The sequence below is a fragment of the Cronobacter turicensis genome, from assembly GCF_041222865.1.
Lineage (GTDB): Bacteria > Pseudomonadota > Gammaproteobacteria > Enterobacterales > Enterobacteriaceae > Cronobacter > Cronobacter turicensis.
The window spans coordinates 2604102-2624744 of sequence record NZ_CP165997.1 but is presented as its reverse complement, the minus strand read 5'-3'; the positions used below and the strand labels follow the sequence as shown (position 1 = coordinate 2624744).

The window sequence follows — 20643 nt, the reverse complement described above, 5'->3', positions numbered from 1 at the left end:
TATGTCGGTTACGTCCAGCATTAACGAAAGTTACAGTCCCAGCAGTGCCAGCAGCGCGACCTCCAGCACCAGTCTGACAGGGAGCAATGCCTCGGACCTGCAAAGCAGCTTCCTGACGCTTTTGGTGGCGCAGCTGAAAAACCAGGACCCGACCAACCCGATGCAGAACAACGAACTGACCACGCAGCTTGCGCAGATCAGCACCGTGAGCGGCATCGAGAAACTGAACACCACGCTCGGATCTATCTCCGGCCAGATCGATAACAGCCAGTCGCTTGCGGCGAGCGCGCTTATCGGTCACGGCGTGATGATCCCGGGCAGCACCATTCTGACCGGCAAAGACACCACGACACCGTTTGGCGTCGAGTTGCAACAGGCCGCAGATAAAGTTACCGCCACTGTCACTGATAAGAGCGGGAAAGTCGTTCGTACCATCGAAATCGGCGCGCTGAGCGCTGGCGTCCATACCTTCTCTTGGGATGGCTCGATGAGCGACGGCACCAAGGCGCCGGATGGCTCCTACAACGTCTCCATTGCCGCAAGCAACGGTGGCACCCAGTTGGTCGCACAGCCGCTTAACTTCGCGTTGGTAAACGGCATTACGCGAAGCAACGGTTCGAACCTGCTGGATCTGGGCACCTACGGGACCACGACACTCGACCAGGTACGGCAAATTATTTAAGCCTTCAATCTTATCAGGAGTAAGAAATGGCCTTTTCACAAGCGGTCAGCGGTCTGAATGCTGCCAGCACCAACCTTGACGTTATCGGCAACAACATTGCCAACTCCGCCACTTATGGTTTTAAGTCTGGCTCCGTCTCTTTCGCCGACATGTTTGCCGGTTCGAAAGCGGGCCTGGGCGTTAAAGTCGCGGGTATTACCCAGGACTTCGGCGACGGCGTAACCACCAACACCGGCCGTAAGCTGGACGTAGCTATCAGCCAGAACGGTTTCTTCCGTCTGCTCGACAGCAACGGCGGCGTGTTCTATAGCCGTAACGGCCAGTTCAAACTGGACGAAAAAAGCAACCTGGTGAACATGCAGGGTATGCAGGTGACCGGCTATCCGGCAACCGGCACCCCGCCGACCGTTCAGCAGGGCGCAGACCCGATTCCGCTGACCATCCCGACCGCGCAGATGCCGGCAAGCCAGACCACCAGCGCGAACTTCGTGATGAACCTGAACTCCTCTGATGATGTTCCGGCGCAGACCCCGTTCGATCCGGCTAACTCCAGCACCTTTAACAAAAGCGTGCCGCTGACCGTTTACGATAGCCTGGGTAACGAACACAACCTGAAGCTGTACTACGTGAAGACGGCGGATAACAAGTGGGATGTCTATAACATGGACACCAGCGTTAGCTCCGCGACGCCGACCACCCCGCTGACCAGCCTGACCTTCAGCGACAGCGGCGCCCTGACCGGCATCACCAACGCCGCACCGGCGGGCTCCCAGCAGGTGCCGATTTCTGTGACCTCCCTGAACGGCTCCGCAGCGTTCAGCTTCAGCATGAACCTGACCGGCACCACGCAGCAAAACTCCGGCGCCAACGTCCTGCTGACTTCCAACCAGAACGGCTACAAGCCGGGCGACCTGGTGGGTTACCAGGTGAACGAAGATGGCAGCCTGGTCGGTAACTACTCTAACGAGAAGAGCCAGCTGCTGGGCCAGATCGTTCTGGCGAACTTCGCGAACCCGGAAGGTCTCTCTTCTCAGGGCGACAACGTCTGGTCTGCAAGCACCGCTTCTGGCGTGGCGCTGCTGGGCTCTGCCGGTACCGGCAACTTCGGCAAGCTGACCAGCGGCGCGCTTGAAGCGTCCAACGTCGACCTGAGTAAAGAACTGGTCAACATGATCGTCGCGCAGCGTAACTACCAGTCGAACGCGCAGACCATCAAGACTCAGGACCAGATCCTCAATACCCTGGTTAACCTGCGCTAATTGTCTGAAGGGATGGCTTAATGGATCACGCAATTTATACCGCCATGGGCGCAGCCAGCCAGACGCTGAACCAGCAGTCTGTCACGGCGAGCAACCTGGCCAACGCATCAACGCCTGGCTTTCGCGCTCAGCTCAACGCGCTGCGCGCCGTGCCGGTAGAAGGGCTGTCATTGCCAACCCGTACGCTGGTCACGGCTTCCACCCCTGGCGTGAATATGAGCCAGGGGTCGCTCGACTACACCTCCCGTCCGCTGGACGTTGCCATTCAGGGCAGCGACGGCTGGCTGGCGGTGCAGGCGCCGGACGGCACCGAAGCGTATACCCGCAACGGTAACATCCAGCGCACGGCGACCGGTCAGCTCACCATCCAGGGTAATCCTGTGATGGGCGAGGGCGGCCCGGTCGTGGTGCCGGAAGGCGCGGAAGTCACGATCGCCGCCGACGGGACTATCTCCGTACTGAACCCGGGCGACGCCCCGAACACCATTGCGCCGGTAGGCCGTCTGAAGATGGTGAAAGCCAGCGCGCAGGAAGTGGTACGCGGCGACGACGGACTGTTTCGTTTAAACCAGCAGGCGCAAACCGCCCGCGGCGCGACGTTGCAGGCCGACCCGACCATCAGCCTGATGTCCGGGGTGCTGGAAGGCAGTAACGTGAAACCCGTGGAAGCAATGACCGACATGATAGCCAACGCCCGTCGTTTCGAGATGCAGATGAAAATCATCAGCAGCGTCGATGAAAACGAGCAGCGCGCTAACCAGTTATTGTCGATGAGTTAATCAACAGGACGACACTATGATCAGTTCCTTATGGATTGCCAAAACCGGCCTCGACGCCCAGCAAACCAATATGGACGTTATCGCCAACAACCTGGCGAACGTCAGTACCAACGGTTTCAAACGTCAACGTGCGGTGTTTGAAGATCTGCTTTACCAAACCATCCGCCAGCCGGGCGCGCAGTCTTCTGAACAGACCACGCTGCCTTCCGGCCTGCAGATTGGTACCGGTGTGCGCCCCGTCGCTACCGAGCGTCTGCACAGCCAGGGCAACCTGTCTCAGACCAATAACAGCAAAGATGTCGCGATTAAAGGCCAGGGCTTCTTCCAGGTTCTGCTGCCGGACGGCACCTCCGCGTATACCCGCGACGGTTCTTTCCAGGTGGATCAGAACGGCCAGCTCGTGACCGCGGGCGGCTTCCAGGTTCAGCCGGCAATCACCATTCCTGCGAATGCGCTGAGCATCACCGTCGGTCGCGACGGCGTGGTGAGCGTGACCCAGCAGGGAACGGCGGCGCCGGTACAGGTTGGCCAGATTAACCTGACCACCTTTATGAACGACAGCGGTCTGGAAAGCATTGGTGAAAACCTCTACACCGAAACCCAGTCCTCCGGCACGCCGAACGAAAGCACGCCGGGCCTGAACGGTGCAGGGCTGCTGTATCAGGGTTATGTCGAAACCTCTAACGTCAACGTGGCGGAAGAGCTGGTCAACATGATCCAGGTGCAGCGCGCTTACGAGATTAACAGTAAAGCGGTTTCCACGACTGACCAGATGCTGCAAAAACTGACGCAACTCTAAAGCCTGTTTCGGTGTGGCGTAATGCCACACCGAACGCCACTACGAAGATGAAAGCAATGCAAAAGACCGGTGCGCAACTCTGCCCTATCGCGATAGCTCTCGCATTAACCCTGTCGGGCTGTGCGTGGGTGCCTTCTACTCCGCTGGTTCAGGGCGCGACGACCGCGCAGCCCGCACCTGCCCCCGCGCCGGTGGTTAACGGTTCCATTTTCCAGTCCGTACAGCAGATTAACTACGGTTATCAGCCGCTGTTCGAAGATCGTCGTCCGCGTAACGTCGGCGACACGCTCACTATTGAGCTGCAAGAAAACGTCAGCGCGAGCAAGAGCTCGTCGGCAAACGCCAGCCGCGACGGCAAGACCAACTTTGGTCTCGACACCGTTCCTCGCTATCTGCAGGGCCTCTTCGGCAATGCGCGCGCCGATATCAGCGCATCCGGCGGCAATACCTTTAATGGCAAAGGCGGCGCTAACGCCAGCAACACCTTCAGCGGCACGCTGACCGTGACCGTCGATCAGGTTCTCGCCAACGGCAACCTGCACGTGGTAGGTGAAAAACAGATCGCCATCAACCAGGGCACAGAATTCATCCGCTTCTCGGGCGTGGTTAACCCTCGCACCATTAGCGGCAGCAACACGGTACCGTCCACGCAGGTGGCGGATGCCCGAATCGAATATGTCGGCAACGGCTACATCAACGAAGCGCAGAACATGGGATGGCTACAGCGTTTCTTCCTTAATTTATCGCCGATGTAACAGAGGTGAAAAATGTTTAAATCGCTCCCAGGACTCCTGCTGCTGCTCGTCGCGACGTTCGCGCAAGCTGACCGCATTCGTGACTTAACCACCGTACAGGGCGTACGTGAAAACTCCCTGATCGGCTATGGCCTTGTGGTGGGCCTTGACGGTACTGGCGACCAGACGACCCAGACGCCGTTTACCACCCAGAGCCTGAACAACATGCTCTCTCAGCTGGGGATCACCGTTCCGGCGGGCACCAACATGCAGCTGAAAAACGTGGCGGCGGTAATGGTTACCGCCTCTTACCCGGCGTTCGCGCGCCAGGGGCAGGCCATTGATGTGGTGGTCTCCTCTATGGGTAACGCCAAAAGCCTGCGCGGCGGTACGCTGCTGATGACGCCGCTGAAAGGCGTCGATAACCAGGTTTACGCACTGGCGCAGGGCAACATTCTGATCGGCGGCGCGGGCGCTTCCGCAGGCGGCAGCAGCGTGCAGGTGAACCAGCTTAACGGCGGGCGTATTACCAACGGCGCGGTGATTGAGCGTGAACTGCCGACCCAGTTCGGCAACGGCAACACCATTAACCTGCAGCTGAATAATGATGACTTCACGCTGGCGCAGCAGATCTCCGACACCATCAACCGCGCGCGCGGTTATGGCTCCGCGGTCCCGCTGGACGCCCGTACCGTTCAGGTGCGCGCGCCGAGCGGCGGCAGCTCTCAGGTACAGCTGCTGGCGGGTATCCAGAACCTCGAAGTGAATGTCGCGGTACAGGACGCCAAAGTCATTATTAACTCGCGCACCGGCTCGGTCGTGATGAACCGCGAAGTGTCGCTGGACAGCTGCGCGGTCGCGCAGGGCAACCTCTCTGTGACGGTCAACCAGCAGGCCAACGTCAGCCAGCCGAATACGCCGTTTGGCGGCGGCCAGACTGTCGTGACGCCGCAGACGCAGATCGATATGCGCCAGAGCGGCGGCGCGCTGCAGCGCGTGACCTCCAGCGCCAACCTGAACAGCGTGGTGCGCGCGCTTAACGCGCTGGGCGCTACGCCGATGGATCTGATGTCGATTCTGCAATCCATGCAAAGCGCGGGGTGTCTGCGCGCAAAACTGGAAATCATCTGATGCTGACTGATAGCAAATTACTGTCCAGCGCCGCCTTTGACGCGCAATCGCTTAATGACCTGAAAACTAAGGTCGCAAAGGATCCGAACGGCAACCTGAAATCGGTTGCCCGTCAGATGGAAGGGATGTTCGTGCAAATGATGCTGAAAAGCATGCGCGAAGCGCTGCCCAAGGATGGGCTGTTCAGTAGCGATCAGACCCGGCTTTACACCAGCATGTACGATCAGCAAATCGCCCAGCAGATGACAGCGGGCAAAGGCTTAGGCCTCGCGGACATGATGGTGAAACAGATGGGCGGCGAGCAGGCTGCCGCAGAGCAGCCTGCCGACGCCGCGGATACCGCGGCTCAGGTGCCGATGAAGTTTGATATCGACACCATGAACAGCTACCGCAACCAGGCGATTACGCAGATTGTGCGCCAGGCCATGCCGAAAGCGCCGTCAAACGAAGAACCGCTTTCCGGCGATAGCAAAGACTTCCTGGCGCAGCTTTCGCTGCCTGCGAAGCTTGCGAGCGAGCAGAGCGGCGTGCCGCACCACCTGATTCTGGCGCAGGCCGCGCTGGAATCGGGCTGGGGCCAGCGCCAGATCCGCAAAGAGAACGGCGAGCCGAGCTTTAACATCTTCGGCGTTAAGGCGACTTCTTCCTGGAAAGGGCCGGTGACCGAGATCACCACCACCGAATATGAAAACGGCGAAGCGAAAAAGGTCAAAGCGAAGTTCCGCGTTTACGGCTCCTACCTTGAGGCGCTGTCGGACTACGTAGGCATGCTGACGCGCAACCCGCGCTATGCGGCGGTCACCACAGCCGCCTCGGCGGAAGAGGGGGCGAAAGCCTTGCAGAACGCCGGTTACGCCACCGATCCGAACTACGCACGCAAGCTGACCAGCATGATTCAGCAGATGAAATCGGTGGGTGAAAAAGTGAGCAAAGCGTACAGCCAGGATATCTCAACGCTGTTCTGAAACCGCTCAAGTTCTCTTAAGCGCTGCCGATAAATATCGTCAGGACCCGCATATGAATGTTCAAAAGGAACCTCCATGTCCAGTAGCTTAATTAACAGCGCCATGAGTGGCCTGAGTGCGGCGCAAACCGCACTGAGCACGGTGAGCAACAACATTTCAAACTATAACGTCGCAGGCTATACCCGCCAGACCACTATTCTGGGGCAGTCTAACAGCACCATGACGCAGGGCGGCTGGGTCGGCAACGGCGTGTTTGTTTCAGGTATTCAGCGTGAATATGATGCGTTCATCACCAATCAGCTGAACGCCGCGCAAAACCAGAGCAGTGGGTTAACTACCCGCTATGAGCAGATGTCGAAAATCGACGATATGGTCTCTGGCACCACCAATAACATCTCCACCACGATGCAGGATTTCTTCAAAAGCCTGCAAACGCTGGCCAGCAACGCCGAAGATCCGGCCGCGCGTCAGACCCTGCTCGGTAAAGCAGACGGTCTGGTGAACCAGTTTAAAGTGGTGGATCAGTATCTGCGCGACCAGGATAAACAGGTCAATACGGCCGTTACCGCCAGCGTCCAGCAGATCAACAACTTCGCGACCCAGATTGCCTCGCTGAACGAACAGATCACCCGCCTGACCGGCATGGGCGCTGGCGCATCGCCGAACGATCTGCTGGATCAGCGCGATCAGCTGGTGAGCGAACTGAATAAAATCGTCGGCGTGGATGTCTCCGTACAGGACGGCAACACCTTTAACGTCACGATGGCGAACGGCTATAACCTGGTGCAGGGCAGCAGGGCGAGCCAGATCGCCGCCGTGCCGTCCAGCGCCGATCCGGCCCGCACCACGATTGCTTTTGTCGACAAGACCGCCGGTAACATTGAGATCCCGGAGAAACTGGTTACCAGCGGTTCACTGGGTGGCCTGTTCGCCTTCCGTAGCGAAGATTTAGACCAGGCACGCAATAACCTGGGCCAGATTGCGCTCGCTTTCGGCGATGCATTCAACAAACAGCACGAAGCAGGCTTTGACGCCAACGGCGACGCCGGTAAAGCTTTCTTCACGCTGGGCTCGCCTGCGGCTATGAGCAACGCGCGCAACACAGGCTCTGCTTCGCTGACGGCGACCATCACCGATAGCTCTGCGGTGAAAGCCAGCAACTACCAGATGGCTTACGACGGCACGAACTGGAAAGTGACGCGCCTGTCTGACAACGTCACTGTGAACGCCACGCCGACCACTGATGGTTCCGGCAACGTGACCGCGCTGGAGTTTGACGGCCTGAAGATTGGCATTACGGGTGCGGCAGCGAACAAAGATACCTTTATCGTGAAGCCGGTGAACGACGTCATTATCAGCATGGACGTGGCCGTTCACGACGAGTCTGAAATCGCGATGGCGTCGGATGCGACCTCCGGCGAGAGCGACAACCGTAACGGTAAAGCGCTGCTGGATCTGCAAAACAGCAAAGTCGTCGGCGGCAGCAAAACGTTTAACGATGCTTACGCGGCTTTTATCAGTGAAGTGGGTAACAAAACCAACACGCTGAAAAGCTCCAGCACCACCCAGACTAACGTGGTCACGCAGCTGACTAACCAGCAGCAGTCCATTTCCGGGGTTAACCTGGATGAAGAATACGGCAACCTGCAACGCTTCCAGCAGTACTACCTGGCGAACGCGCAGGTACTGCAAACCGCGTCCGCACTGTTTGACGCGCTTCTCCAGATTCGCTAACAGGGAACCGAACGATGCGTATTAGTACTCAAATGATGTATCAGCAGAACATGCGGGGCATTACCGACTCGCAGAGTACCTGGCTGAAATACGGTGAGCAGATGTCCACCGGCAAACGTGTGAACCGTCCATCTGACGATCCGATCGCCGCCGCTCAGGCTGTGGTGCTTTCTCAGGCGCAGGCGCAGAACGAACAGTACACTCAGGCGCGTACCTTCGCGACCCAGAAAGTGTCGCTGGAGTCGAGCGTACTGTCTCAGGTGACGAGCGTGATTACCTCCGCGCAGGAGAAAATTGTTTACGCGAACAACGGCACGCTGAGCGATACCGACCGCGCCTCGGTTGCAACCGACCTTCAGGGGATGCGCGATCAGCTGCTAAACCTGGCGAACAGCACCGACGGTAATGGCCGCTACATTTTTGCAGGCTATAAAACCGATGCGGCGCCGTTTTCCGGCACGCCTGGCAACGTCACCTATAACGGCGGTACGGAAAACATCACGCAGCAGGTGGATTCCGCGCGTACGATGGTTATCGGCCACACCGGTAACCTGGTGTTTGACAGCATCACCAGCAATGCCAAGCCTGAGCCGGATGGTTCGCCGAGCGAAACCAACCTGTTCAAAATGCTCGACTCCGCTATCGCTGCGCTGAAAACGCCGATGGAAGGCGCGGATGAGACGACCCAGCAGGGCCTGCTGGACGCTATCACTAAAACCTCACGTGGTCTGAGCAACTCGCTGGATAACGTCGGGACGGTGCTGGCGGAAGTCGGTACCCAGCACAAAGAGCTGGAAAACCTGGATCAGCTGGGCGCTGAGCGTACTCTGGGCCAGACGGCGCAGATGAGTAACCTGGTGGATGTGGACTGGAACTCGGCCATCTCTTCCTACGTGATGCAGCAGGCGGCGCTTCAGGCTTCTTACAAAGCGTTTAGCGATATGCAAGGTATGTCGCTGTTCCAGCTGAATAAGTAACGTTGTCGATTTGAAGCATGTCATGAAACTGGGCATGCTTGATGTGCCCGCCTCACGATACTGAGGCGGGCTTTTTTTTGCCTACCGTTGCGCGGGCTGTTCTGCCGCGAAGCCTGTCGGGCGCATTTTCTGCGTCAGGCGAATCACCAGCGCCACGCCGCTTGCAAGCGTCGCCAGCGCCACCACCGCAGGCCATCCGCCAAGGGCCCAGGCTTTACTGCCGAGCAGCGAGCCCAGCGCCATGCCAATAAACACGCCGGTAAAAAGCAGGGCATTCAGACGACCGCGCGCTTTCGGCTCCAGGCTATAGACCAGCGTCTGGTGCGCCACCAGCGACGACTGTAGCCCTAAATCAAAACCGACCGCCGCGATGGCAATAAGTAATAACTGCATGGCAGGCGACAACAGGGGCAGCGCAAACATGGCGGCAAACGAGACCATCACCAGCAGACTGCCGAGCTGCGTCACACGCGCCGGGCCAAAGCGATCCGAGAGCGCGCCGGAGAGCGGGGCGGCCAGCGCGCCGGCGGCGCCTGCCAGACCAAAAGCGCCCGCAACCGCGCTACCCATGTGAAACTCTGCCGCCAGCATCACGGCAAGCATCGACCAGAACGCGCTGAAACCTATCGACAGAAACCCTTGCGCCAGCGCCGCGCCGCGCAGTGTCGGGTAGCGTTTCCACAGGCCGCCCATGGAGTGCAGCAGGGCCGGATAGCTCAGCGTCGCGTGGGTTTCAAAACGTGGCAGCACACGCCACAGCACCAGCCCGGTGAGCGCGATGCTGGCGGCGGCAAGCTGATACATGACTCGCCAGCCGAAGGCGGCGCTGATGACGCCGCTCACCGAGCGGGAGAGCAGAATACCGAGCAGCAGACCGGTCATCACGGTGCCGACAATTTTACCCTGCCGACCTGCGGGCGAGAGGATTGCGGCGGCAGGCACGATATCCTGCGCCATCGTCGCCATCATCCCCACCAGCAGGCTTAACACCAGCAGGCTGTGCAGCCCGCCGCTCAGGCTGTAGAGCGCCAGCATCACGGCCAGCGCCAGGCATTTCACCAGAATCAGCGTGCGGCGGTCGTGGCGGTCGCCAAGCGGCAGCAGAAACAGAATGCCGAGCGCGTAACCTGCCTGGGTCAGCGTCGGGATAAGTCCCATGCCGTCCACACTCAGATGCAAATCGCTGCCGATAAGCGGCAGGATAGGCTGCGCATAATAAATGGAGGCGACGCTCAGGCCCGTCGCCATGGCCAGAATCAGTATCAACAACCGGGAGAGCCCAGGGGCGGAGCGTGCGGTATCGTTATGGTTATTCATGGTGAAACCCTCGTGAGTAGTCAGTAGGGGGATTCTCCGACCGCGGCGGCTGGCGCGGTAGAGGCCGACATGATAAAACGGTTATACGTGTAACGTATGACAAGATGAAAACAGATGGGTATTGAGCGTATAGATCGTGTGGAATTGATGCATACGTTTGTGCGAATCATTGAGAGCGGTTCGCTCTCCGCCGCCGCGCAGCAGATGAATACCACGCAGGCGACCGTCAGCCGCCGCCTGAAATCGCTGGAGGATCTGCTGGGGGCGAGACTCCTGCTGCGTACCACGCATGCCATGAAACTCACCGATGACGGCGAGCGCTGCTATCAGCACGCCCGCAGCGTACTGGCGAGCTGGCAGGCGCTGGAGGATGAGATTAAAAACGCCGAAGGGGAACCGGTTGGCGTATTGCGCGTACGCGCGCCCCACGCGTTCGGTCAGGATCAGCTTATTGAGCCGCTCACCGCTTTTTTAAACCGCTACCCCGGCCTGTGCGTGGACTGGATGCTTAACGACAAGTCGCCGGATTTCATCGGCGAGAATATTGACTGCGCGCTGCATGTCGGCCCGGACATCGACCCGTCTGTCATTGCCGTACAGCTCGCCGAGGTGCCGCGCATTGTGGTGGCTTCGCCTGCATTGCTGGAACGTCATGCGCCCGTGAAGGAGATTGACGATCTCGCCGCGCTGCCGTGGGTGGCGCTCAGTACGTTTTATCGACGCGAAGTAACGCTGCATCATGTGCAGCGCGGTGATCGTCAGGCCTTCACGGTAATGCCGCGTCTGAGCTCCGACAGCCTGTACGCGATACGCCGGGCGATTCTCAACGGCCTTGGCGCCGGGATGGTTTCCGCATGGGTGGTGGAGGACGATCTGCGCGAGGGGCGTCTGGTACAGCTGTTGCCGCAGTGGCAGGCGCCCGCGTTGCCGGTTTATCTGCTCTATCCCTGGGCGCGTTATTATCCGGCGCGGTTGCGTCGTTTCCTGGAGCTGATGAAAACGGTGATGCCTGAACTTGCGGGGATGCGGCAGGTGACAGCGGTGAAAAGCTAGCGGAAAACAGGCAATAAAAAAGCCGGTCAGAGACCGGCTTTTTTTGTGCGGGGAGGGTTACTCCACCGGCTGAGGACGCGTCGCAGGGGCAGAGGCCTGGTGGGTAGCGCTGTGGCCGCCCGCTGAACCTTTACCGCTGAAATCGAACGTCGGGCGAACCCAGTCGCTGTGACGCGGCGGCTCCGGCACGTAGTCCGGCGCCGGTGCGCGGGTCATCGGCGCAGAGGCGACGCTTGCAGAAGCGACAGCCACGACCGGCGCTTTCACTTCGGTTTCCTGCGCGTTCGGCGCAACGACCGGGGCTGCTTCCGGAGTTTTCACCGGCTCATCAGCGATCGCTTCCGGCTGAGGTGCCTCTTCAGGCGCGCTTTCCGCCATCACCGCAGCGGCTTCTTCGCGCGGTGCGTCTTCGGCAACCGGCGCGTCAGCCGCAACGGCGTTCTGAGCAACCTGTTGCGCGACAGCTTCATCCTGCGGCTCGATAATCTGCGGCTGAGCGTCAACCGGCGTGGAGATAGCTTCAGGATAGGTGGTTTCCACCACGGTCTCCTGCGGCGCGCTCTCAACGGCAGACGGCTCGACCACAACCGCGTCGGTTACCGGCGCAACCGGTGCTTCAGTCGTCTGGGTTTCAGCGACCGGCGCGGTGTTCTGCTCCAGTTGCTGCTCTTCCTGCTCCTGTACACGCGGCAGCGGGTAGCGGATCCAGACTTTACCGGACGCCATTTCCGGCGACGCGCACGCTACGGTCAGCGGCATCGGCGACTGGGTCGGGTAACGCTCGTCACGGTAGCGGCGACGGCGCTGGCCGCTGACGCGCAGGTGACGCGGAGAGCGACGAGAACGACGCGGCATACCGGCGTTTTCGCTGCCCGTCTGGTTGTTGTCTTCCGCAGCGGCAGGTGTTTCCACATTTGCAGGCAACGCCAGCGGCGCGGCTTCTTCACGCGTTTCAGCAACCGGCGCGTCGGTGTTGCCGACGGCCGCCGCTTCAGCGGCGGATTCGATACGCACTTTCTGGCTCAGCTGGCGCGGTTTACGGCGCGGCATCACCTGAACAACGCGATCTTCCTGTTCGGTCTCTTCCACGGCGTCATCACGGTTCAGGACATTGACTTCCTGCTGTGCCTGACGTTTCTCTTCAGAGCGACGACGGTTGCGATCGCGGCGAGGGGACTGCTGCTGATCGTCACGGGATTTCGGTTTTTCCGCGACCTCTTCAGCAACCGGCGCGCGCACTTCACGCGTTTCGGCGTTCTGCTGCTGTTTCTCGCGGCGGTTACGGCGGTTTTCTTCGCGCGCTTCGCTGTTGTCACGGTTATCGCGGTTATCGCGATTCTCACGGGACGGACGCTCACCGCGTTCGCTGCGTTCGCCACGCTCGTTGCGGTCGCGACGGTTGTTCTGACGACGGCCGTTGCGGCGATCCTGCGGCTTATCTTCACGATTTTTCGCAGGCTGCGGTTCCGGCTCGCTCGCGACAGGCTGCGCCTGAGGCTCGCTGGCGAACAGGCTCTTCAGCGCGCTGATGGCGCGGCTCAGGAAACCTTCTTTCGCAGGCTCTGCGGCTTTCACCGGCGCTTTCGGCGCAGCAGGTTCGGCTGCTGGCGCGCTGGTTTCCTGCGGCATCGGCGGGACATCCGGCATCACGAAGGTGGCGAGAGCCGGCTGCTCAGGACGTTTACGCTCGGCGTATTCTTCTTCTGACGGCAGCGCCATCGCTTCTTCATGCAGCTTCGGCAGCATGTAGCTCAGGGTGTGCGTCTCTTCGCCTTTGCGCACGCGCAGGACGGAGTAGTGCGGGGTTTCCATCTGATCGTTTGGCACGATCACACAGCGCACGCCGCCCTGGCGCGTTTCGATAGCGGTAATCGCTTCACGCTTCTCGTTCAGCAGGTAGGAGGCGATAGGTACCGGAACGATAGCGTGAACTTCCTGGGTGTTCTCTTTCAGCGCTTCTTCTTCAATCAGACGCAGAATGGAGAGCGACAGGGATTCGTTATCGCGAACGGTGCCGGTGCCGCTACAGCGCGGGCAGACGTGATGGCTGGACTCGCCAAGCGATGGGCTCAGGCGCTGGCGGGACATCTCCAGCAGACCGAAGCGGGAAATATGGCTAATCTGGATGCGGGCGCGATCCTGACGCACCGCTTCGCGCAGACGGTTTTCAACCGCGCGCTGGTGACGTACCGGGGTCATATCGATGAAGTCGATAACGATAAGACCGCCTAAATCGCGAAGACGCAGCTGGCGGGCGATTTCATCCGCCGCTTCGAGGTTGGTGTTGAACGCCGTCTCTTCGATATCGCCGCCGCGGGTAGCGCGGGCGGAGTTGATGTCGATGGCGGTCAGCGCCTCCGTGGTGTCGATAACAATTGAGCCGCCGGACGGCAGGCGCACTTCACGCTGGAAAGCGGACTCAATCTGAGATTCGATCTGGTAGTGGCTGAACAGCGGAATTTCACCGGTGTAGAGCTTAATTTTGCTGCTGAAATCCGGACGACCCAGCGCGGCGATGTGCTGGCGGGCCAGCTCAAGCACTTTCGGGTTATCAATCAGGATTTCGCCGATGTCCTGGCGCAGATAGTCGCGGAACGCGCGTACGATAACGTTACTTTCCTGATGGATAAGGAACGGCGCCGGACGGTTTTCAGCGGCTTTTTGAATGGCTTCCCAGTGCTTGAGGCGGAAGCTTAAATCCCACTGCAACGCTTCGGCGGATTTGCCGACGCCCGCGGTGCGCACGATAAGCCCCATGCCATCCGGCAGTTCCAGGCTTGAAAGCGCTTCTTTAAGCTCGGTGCGATCGTCGCCTTCGATGCGGCGAGAGATGCCGCCCGCGCGCGGGTTGTTCGGCATCAGCACAAGGTAGCTGCCCGCGAGGCTGATAAACGTCGTCAGCGCTGCGCCTTTGTTGCCACGCTCTTCTTTGTCTATCTGAACGATGACTTCCTGGCCTTCGCGCAGGACATCTTTAATATTCGGACGACCATGAGAGGCGTAGCTGGCGGGGAAGTATTCGCGGGCGATTTCTTTTAAAGGGAGGAAACCGTGTCTTTCGGCGCCATAATCAACAAATGCGGCTTCGAGACTGGGTTCAATGCGGGTGATCTTGCCTTTGTAGATGTTCGCTTTTTTCTGCTCGTGTCCAGGACTTTCGATATCCAGGTCGTACAGACGTTGCCCATCCACGAGGGCGACGCGCAACTCTTCCTGCTGAGTTGCGTTGATTAGCATTCTTTTCATCGTAACTTACTCGTTATTCTTACATTGACGACAAAGCTGCGGGCATGGTGACGCTGACCGGGAGTGAACCGATGGCCTCGTGACTGTTCGCGCCGCCAACCTCCCGGTTGTCGAACGCTTAAGAGGCGCAGAGTGTCGGTAGCCTGTATTTCAGGTGGAAATACAGCGCAATTATCAGAGGAATGACCGGGATTGTTTCTCCGGAAGCTTCCCTTTACCGGCCAGGCTGCAACCCGCAGCCCGCTAACTGCCTGAAAGTTCAACACGTCTTACGCCATTGCCGCGTGGAAGGACTGTCAGGCAAAACTGGTAATTCCGCAAAATTCCTTGTCTAAACAAGTCTCAACACGGAAAACAGTCGCATTATTCCATTGCTAAGCTTGATATAGCAAGCTGACTTTTGCCCTTTATCACCGACTTACTCACAGTTTTTTAACTTCTTGTTCGTCTGCTCCGCCGAAGCGATGACAAAACGAACTCATTAGCTGTGTGAATCGATGAGTTACTAAATATAAGCATATAAAAATGTGTGGCGCTACGGTCATCCGGTATTTAGAATCGCGCACCATGAAAACAGAGACTCCATCCGTAAAAATCGTTGCCATCTCCGCCGATCAGGCCGGGCAACGTATCGATAATTTTTTGCGCACCCAGCTCAAAGGCGTGCCGAAAAGCCTCATTTACCGCATCCTGCGCAAGGGCGAAGTACGCGTGAACAAAAAACGCATCAAGCCGGAATATAAGCTTGAGGCGGGCGATGAGGTGCGCATTCCGCCGGTTCGCGTGGCCGAACGCGAGGAAGAAGCGGTTTCTCCACATTTACAAAAGGTGGCGGCGTTAAGCGACGTTATCCTTTATGAAGATGACCATATTCTGGTGCTGAATAAACCGTCCGGCACCGCCGTGCACGGCGGCAGCGGGCTGAGCTTCGGCGTGATCGAAGGGCTGCGCGCGCTGCGCCCGGAAGCGCGTTTCCTTGAACTGGTGCATCGTCTCGACCGCGATACCTCCGGCGTGCTGCTGGTCGCGAAAAAACGCTCTGCGTTGCGTTCGCTGCACGAACAGCTGCGCGATAAGGGGATGCAGAAAGATTATCTGGCGCTGGTGCGTGGACAGTGGCAGTCGCACGTGAAAACCGTACAGGCGCCGCTTCTGAAGAATATTCTGCAAAGCGGCGAGCGCATCGTGCGCGTCAATCAGGAGGGCAAACCTTCAGAGACGCGTTTCAAAGTAGAAGAGCGCTTCGCCAGTGCGACGCTGGTACGCTGTAGCCCCGTGACCGGGCGCACGCATCAGATCCGCGTACATACACAGTTTGCCGGCCACCCGATTGCGTTCGACGATCGCTATGGCGATCGCACATTTGATGCGCAACTGGCGTCCACCGGGCTGAACCGTCTGTTCCTGCATGCGGCGGCGCTGCGTTTTGAGCATCCTGGCACCGGCGAAACGATGCGTGTTGAAGCGCCGATGGACGAAGAACTTAAGCATTGTCTGAAAGTGTTGCGCGCAGGCGGCTGACAGCCTCCCGATTGTGGTAGTTCTCGGACTCCCTTCCCGCGCTGCGGTATGAAATACACTATACTAAACACCCGGCTTCGGCCGGGTGTTTTTTTATACAATTACAACCGCATGGAGATGAAAATGGCCTGGTTACAATCCCGGACATGGAAACGTGTTTTCTTTACCCTGTTTATGACAGGTATGGTATGGCAGCTCGCCGCTTGTGATAACAATAAAGAACCGGAGCAGCGCAAAGCGTTTATCCAGTTCCTCCAGACTCGCATTCTGCCTTCCGAGAAACTGTCCGTCCCGACGCTGACCGCGCAGGAAAAAGAGAGCTTCGGCAAGTACGCTGACGATTATGCCATTCTTAGCGATTACTCCAGCGAAATGACCACGGCGTTTTCCGGCAACGATCAGGCGATGCGCCAGATGCGCAGCGTGACCAGCGCGAAAGATATGGTTGAAAAACGCGACACTATCGAAAAATCTCGCAAGGAAGTAGGGAATATCGAGTCGAAACGCGCTGATACCATGAAGAGCGTGGAAGACCGTTACTCCAAACTGAAACAGCCGGACGATCTGAAAGCGGTTTTCGACCAGGCTTATCAGAAAACGGTTGTGCGTCCTAACGCGCTGCTGACCCAGACCCTGTCTCTGACCGACGCCATTCTTGGTCAGGCGCTGGATATCGGCAACTACCTGAACAGTCTCGGTAATAAAGTGCAGTACGTCGGCTCGATGGCGCAGTTTACCGACCAGAAACAGCTGGATCTGTTTAACGAAAAACTGAGCGCGATGCGCGAGAAGCAGCAGGAACTGCTGGCCGTCGCGCGTCAGCTGGCTGGCATGCAGTAAGCCTCGCTCCGCACCCTAAAAAAGCCCTGCACTGCAGGGCTTTTTGCTTTCAGGGTTCAGCGATGGGCGAGGGGATCGACGCCTTCTCTTCTTAGCATTTCACAAAGGCGAATCAGCGGCAGGCCAATCAGCGTGTTAGGGTCGCGCCCGTCAAGGCGGTCAAACAGCGTGATGCCAAGCCCTTCGCTTTTAAAGCTGCCCGCGCATTGCCAGGGTTCTTCACGATGCAGATAGTTTTCAATTTCGCGGTCGCTTAACGTGCGAAAATGCACGTGGAATGGCTCGCAGTCGGCCTGATGCGCGCCGGTTGCGCTATTATACAGCGCCAGCCCTGTATAAAAGGTAACAACATTGCCGCTGGCCTGTTGCAATTGCTTAACCGCATTTTCAACGGTGTGCGGTTTGCCGGTAATGGTATTATTCAGCACGCAAACCTGATCGCTGCCAATAATCAAATGCCGGGGATATTTCTCCCGTAGCGCTTGCGCTTTTTGCAAAGCCAGCCTTAATACTAATTGTGGTGCGGTTTCATCCGCGTATGGGGTTTCGTCGGTCTCAGGGGCTGCGGTTTCAAACGGTAAACCGAGCTTCTCTAACAGGCTACGGCGAAACGGCGACGTGGAAGCAAGCACGATTGAGGTCATATTTTTCAGTGAAAGATAGCGAATCGATGAGCGCTATTTTAAACTGTCGGCCGCAATGTGTGCGAATAAATGGTAAAAGGTGTTTCAAACCCGCCTTTTTCTTTGACTCTATGACGTTACAAAGTTAATATGCGCGCCCTATGCAAAAGGTAAAATTACCCCTGACTCTTGATCCGGTTCGTACGGCTCAAAAACGCCTTGATTACCAGGGTATCTATACTCCTGAACAGGTAGAGCGTATCGCCGAATCTGTGGTCAGTGTGGACAGCGATGTCGAATGCTCCATGTCGTTCGCTATCGATAACCAGCGTCTCGCCGTATTAAAAGGCGATGCAACGGTTACGGTAACGCTCGCGTGTCAGCGTTGCGGTCAGCCGTTTAGCCATCACGTCCACACAACGTATTGTTTCAGCCCGATCTCTAACGACGATCAGGCGGAAGCACTCCCGGAAGCGTATGAGCCGATTGAAGTTAATGAATTCGGCGAAATCGACCTGCTGGCAACGGTTGAAGATGAACTCATCCTCGCCCTGCCTGTAGTTCCGGTGCATGATTCTGAACACTGTGAAGTGTCCGAGGCGGACATGGTCTTTGGTGAACTGCCTGAAGAGGCACAGAAACCAAATCCATTTGCCGTGTTAGCCAGTTTAAAGCGTAAGTAATTGGCGTTTCCCGCGCGAGCAGGAATAAGCCGTAATTGAGGAGTAAGGTCCATGGCCGTACAACAGAATAAACCCACTCGTTCCAAGCGCGGTATGCGTCGTTCTCATGACGCGCTGACCGCTGTCACCAGCCTGTCTGTAGACAAAACCTCTGGTGAAACCCATCTGCGTCACCACATCACCGCCGACGGTTTCTACCGCGGTCGCAAGGTTATCACTAAGTAATCACGCGCAAGCGTGGTTGAGCTTAGTGCGCTTTCCCCGCTCTGGCGGGGATAACCGTAACCTGGCGATATCTTGACACCTCTAACCCTGGCGTTAGATGTCATGGGCGGGGACTTTGGTCCTGCCGTGACAGTGCCTGCAGCATTGCAGGCACTGAATTCTGATCCACATTTGCATCTTCTTTTAGTCGGCGATCCCGACGCCATCACGCCATTACTTGCCAGAGCTGATTTTGAACAACGTTCGCGGTTGCAGATTATTGCGGCAGAGTCGGTTATTGCCAGTGATGTCCGTCCTTCCCAGGCTGTGCGCAACAGCCGCGGCAGCTCTATGCGTATCGCGCTGGAGCTGGTGAAAGAAGGGCGCGCGCAGGCCTGCATCAGCGCCGGTAATACCGGCGCGCTGATGGGGCTTGCTAAACTGCTGCTTAAACCTGTCGAAGGTATTGAGCGGCCTGCGCTGGTGACGGTGCTGCCGCATCAGCAGAAAGGTAAAACGGTGGTGCTGGATTTAGGCGCCAACGTGGATTGCGACAGCACGATGCTCGCGCAGTTTGCGATTATGGGCTCAGTGATGGCGGAAGAAGTACTCGGTATCGAGAATCCGCGCGTCGCGCTTCTCAATATCGGCGAAGAAGAAACAAAGGGGCTTGATAGCATCCGCGATGCAGCGGCGCTATTAAAAACTGTACCATCGTTGAACTACATCGGCTATCTCGAAGCCAACGAATTACTGACCGGCAAAACCGATGTGCTGGTATGCGACGGTTTTGTCGGTAACGTCACGTTAAAAACGATGGAAGGTGTTGTCAGGATGTTCCTTTCGCTGCTCAAATCGCAGGGCGAAGGTAAAAAACGGTCGTGGTGGTGGCTTTTACTAAAGCGTTGGTTACAAAAAAGCCTCTCAAGGCGATTCAGTCACCTCAACCCCGACCAGTATAATGGCGCCTGTCTGTTAGGATTGCGCGGCACGGTGATCAAGAGCCACGGTGCAGCCAATCAGCGAGCTTTTGCGGTCGCGATTGAACAGGCAGTGCAGGCGGTGCAGCGACAAGTCCCTCAGCGGATTGCCGCTCGCCTGGAATCTGTATTACCCAAGAGTGACTGAGCGTACATGTATACGAAGATTATTGGTACAGGCAGCTATCTGCCTGAACAAGTGCGGACTAACGCCGATCTTGAAAAAATGGTGGAAACCTCTGACGAGTGGATTGTCACTCGCACCGGTATCCGCGAGCGTCGCATTGCGGCGCCCGGCGAAACGGTCGCCACCATGGGCTACGAAGCGGCACTGCGCGCCATTGAGATGGCCGGTATTGACAAAGAACAGATTGGCCTGATTATCGTCGCCACTACTTCCGCCACGCACGCTTTCCCGAGCGCCGCTTGTCAGGTGCAGGGTATGCTTGGCATCAAAGGCTGCCCGGCGTTTGACGTCGCCGCCGCCTGTGCTGGTTTTACCTATGCGTTAAGCATTGCCGATCAATACGTGAAATCCGGCGCGGTGAAAAATGCGCTGGTGATCGGCTCCGACGTGCTGGCGCGCACGCTCGATCCTGAGGATCGCGGTACGATCATTCTGTTCGGCGATGGCGCAGGCGCGGCCGTACTGGGCGCCAGCGAAGAGCCAGGCATTCTGTCTACGCATCTGCACGCTGACGGCAGCTACGGCGAACTTCTGACTCTGCCAAACCAGGATCGCGTGAACCCGGACAGCCCGACCTTCCTGACCATGGCCGGGAACGAAGTCTTTAAAGTCGCGGTAACGGAACTGGCGCATATTGTTGACGAGACCCTGGAAGCGAATCAGCTGGATCGCGCCGATCTCGACTGGCTGGTGCCGCATCAGGCGAACCTGCGCATTATCAGCGCCACCGCGAAAAAACTCGGTATGTCGATGGACAATGTCGTCGTCACCCTCGACCGACACGGCAACACCTCTGCGGCTTCCGTGCCATGCGCGCTGGATGAAGCGGTACGTGACGGACGCATTCAGCGGGGCCAACTGGTGCTGCTGGAAGCCTTCGGCGGCGGCTTCACCTGGGGTTCCGCGCTGGTTCGTTTTTAATCGAGAAG

At 58.0% G+C, this 20643-nt stretch carries 19 protein-coding genes; 16 read left to right on the top strand and 3 right to left on the bottom strand.

The window, feature by feature from the left end; translation table 11 throughout:
- Position 1 precedes the first annotated feature (1 nt).
- From flgD to flgL, 9 genes are all read left to right on the top strand, one after another.
- Complete coding sequence (gene flgD / locus AB8W27_RS12545) at positions 2–682, top strand: flagellar hook assembly protein FlgD (protein ID WP_041923430.1); 681 nt, start codon at positions 2–4, stop codon at positions 680–682.
- Between the two features lie 26 nt (positions 683–708).
- On the top strand, positions 709–1941 hold the full coding sequence (gene flgE / locus AB8W27_RS12540) for a flagellar hook protein FlgE (protein WP_015740835.1): 1233 nt from the start codon (positions 709–711) through the stop codon (positions 1939–1941).
- Between the two features lie 20 nt (positions 1942–1961).
- Positions 1962–2720, top strand: a complete 759-nt coding sequence (locus tag AB8W27_RS12535; protein ID WP_007707853.1) for a flagellar basal body rod protein FlgF — start codon at positions 1962–1964, stop codon at positions 2718–2720.
- A 16-nt stretch (positions 2721–2736) separates the two neighbouring features.
- Positions 2737–3519, top strand: a complete 783-nt coding sequence (gene flgG / locus AB8W27_RS12530) for a flagellar basal-body rod protein FlgG (RefSeq protein ID WP_007663430.1) — start codon at positions 2737–2739, stop codon at positions 3517–3519.
- 56 nt (positions 3520–3575) lie between these two features.
- Positions 3576–4274: a flagellar basal body L-ring protein FlgH gene (gene flgH, locus AB8W27_RS12525; RefSeq protein WP_015740836.1), complete on the top strand. Its 699-nt coding sequence runs from the start codon at positions 3576–3578 to the stop codon at positions 4272–4274.
- A 12-nt stretch (positions 4275–4286) separates the two neighbouring features.
- Complete coding sequence (locus AB8W27_RS12520) at positions 4287–5384, top strand: flagellar basal body P-ring protein FlgI (RefSeq protein WP_015740837.1); 1098 nt, start codon at positions 4287–4289, stop codon at positions 5382–5384.
- Positions 5384–6349 carry a flagellar assembly peptidoglycan hydrolase FlgJ gene (flgJ, locus tag AB8W27_RS12515; RefSeq protein ID WP_015740838.1) on the top strand — a complete coding sequence of 322 codons (966 nt, stop codon included), beginning with the start codon at positions 5384–5386 and terminating at the stop codon, positions 6347–6349. The genes AB8W27_RS12520 and flgJ overlap by 1 nt, the downstream gene beginning before the upstream one ends.
- A gap of 75 nt (positions 6350–6424) precedes the next feature.
- On the top strand, positions 6425–8083 hold the full coding sequence (gene flgK, locus AB8W27_RS12510) for a flagellar hook-associated protein FlgK (RefSeq protein ID WP_041923431.1): 1659 nt from the start codon (positions 6425–6427) through the stop codon (positions 8081–8083).
- Between the two features lie 14 nt (positions 8084–8097).
- Entirely contained in the window at positions 8098–9060 is a 963-nt protein-coding gene (gene flgL / locus AB8W27_RS12505) for a flagellar hook-associated protein FlgL (RefSeq protein WP_015740840.1), read from the top strand.
- An 81-nt stretch (positions 9061–9141) separates the two neighbouring features.
- On the opposite strand, the gene AB8W27_RS12500 is transcribed toward flgL, so the two are convergent.
- Entirely contained in the window at positions 9142–10377 is a 1236-nt protein-coding gene (locus AB8W27_RS12500; protein ID WP_041923432.1) for an MFS transporter, read from the bottom strand.
- A gap of 114 nt (positions 10378–10491) precedes the next feature.
- On the opposite strand from AB8W27_RS12500, the gene AB8W27_RS12495 reads away from it, so the two are divergent.
- On the top strand, positions 10492–11430 hold the full coding sequence (locus AB8W27_RS12495) for a LysR family transcriptional regulator (RefSeq protein ID WP_015740842.1): 939 nt from the start codon (positions 10492–10494) through the stop codon (positions 11428–11430).
- 57 nt (positions 11431–11487) lie between these two features.
- On the opposite strand, the gene rne is transcribed toward AB8W27_RS12495, so the two are convergent.
- On the bottom strand, positions 11488–14676 hold the full coding sequence (rne, locus tag AB8W27_RS12490; RefSeq protein ID WP_015740843.1) for a ribonuclease E: 3189 nt from the start codon (positions 14674–14676) through the stop codon (positions 11488–11490).
- Between the two features lie 567 nt (positions 14677–15243).
- On the opposite strand from rne, the gene rluC reads away from it, so the two are divergent.
- Positions 15244–16197: a 23S rRNA pseudouridine(955/2504/2580) synthase RluC gene (gene rluC / locus AB8W27_RS12485; protein WP_041923433.1), complete on the top strand. Its 954-nt coding sequence runs from the start codon at positions 15244–15246 to the stop codon at positions 16195–16197.
- A 123-nt stretch (positions 16198–16320) separates the two neighbouring features.
- A complete protein-coding gene (locus AB8W27_RS12480) occupies positions 16321–17037 on the top strand; it encodes a DUF3053 family protein (protein ID WP_007769434.1) in 717 nt (238 codons plus the stop codon).
- Between the two features lie 56 nt (positions 17038–17093).
- On the opposite strand, the gene AB8W27_RS12475 is transcribed toward AB8W27_RS12480, so the two are convergent.
- Positions 17094–17681 carry a nucleoside triphosphate pyrophosphatase gene (locus AB8W27_RS12475; protein ID WP_041923434.1) on the bottom strand — a complete coding sequence of 196 codons (588 nt, stop codon included), beginning with the start codon at positions 17679–17681 and terminating at the stop codon, positions 17094–17096.
- A 140-nt stretch (positions 17682–17821) separates the two neighbouring features.
- Between AB8W27_RS12475 and yceD the strand changes: the two genes are divergently transcribed.
- From yceD to AB8W27_RS12455, 4 genes are all read left to right on the top strand, one after another.
- Positions 17822–18343, top strand: a complete 522-nt coding sequence (gene yceD / locus AB8W27_RS12470; protein ID WP_007769439.1) for a 23S rRNA accumulation protein YceD — start codon at positions 17822–17824, stop codon at positions 18341–18343.
- A 51-nt stretch (positions 18344–18394) separates the two neighbouring features.
- Positions 18395–18568 carry a 50S ribosomal protein L32 gene (gene rpmF / locus AB8W27_RS12465; RefSeq protein ID WP_007374494.1) on the top strand — a complete coding sequence of 58 codons (174 nt, stop codon included), beginning with the start codon at positions 18395–18397 and terminating at the stop codon, positions 18566–18568.
- Positions 18569–18640: 72 nt separating this feature from the next.
- The gene (gene plsX / locus AB8W27_RS12460) at positions 18641–19675 is read left to right on the top strand and encodes a phosphate acyltransferase PlsX (RefSeq protein ID WP_015740847.1); all 1035 of its coding nucleotides are present in this window, start codon (positions 18641–18643) and stop codon (positions 19673–19675) included.
- A 6-nt stretch (positions 19676–19681) separates the two neighbouring features.
- Positions 19682–20635, top strand: a complete 954-nt coding sequence (locus AB8W27_RS12455) for a beta-ketoacyl-ACP synthase III (protein ID WP_015740848.1) — start codon at positions 19682–19684, stop codon at positions 20633–20635.
- Positions 20636–20643: the final 8 nt, after the last annotated feature.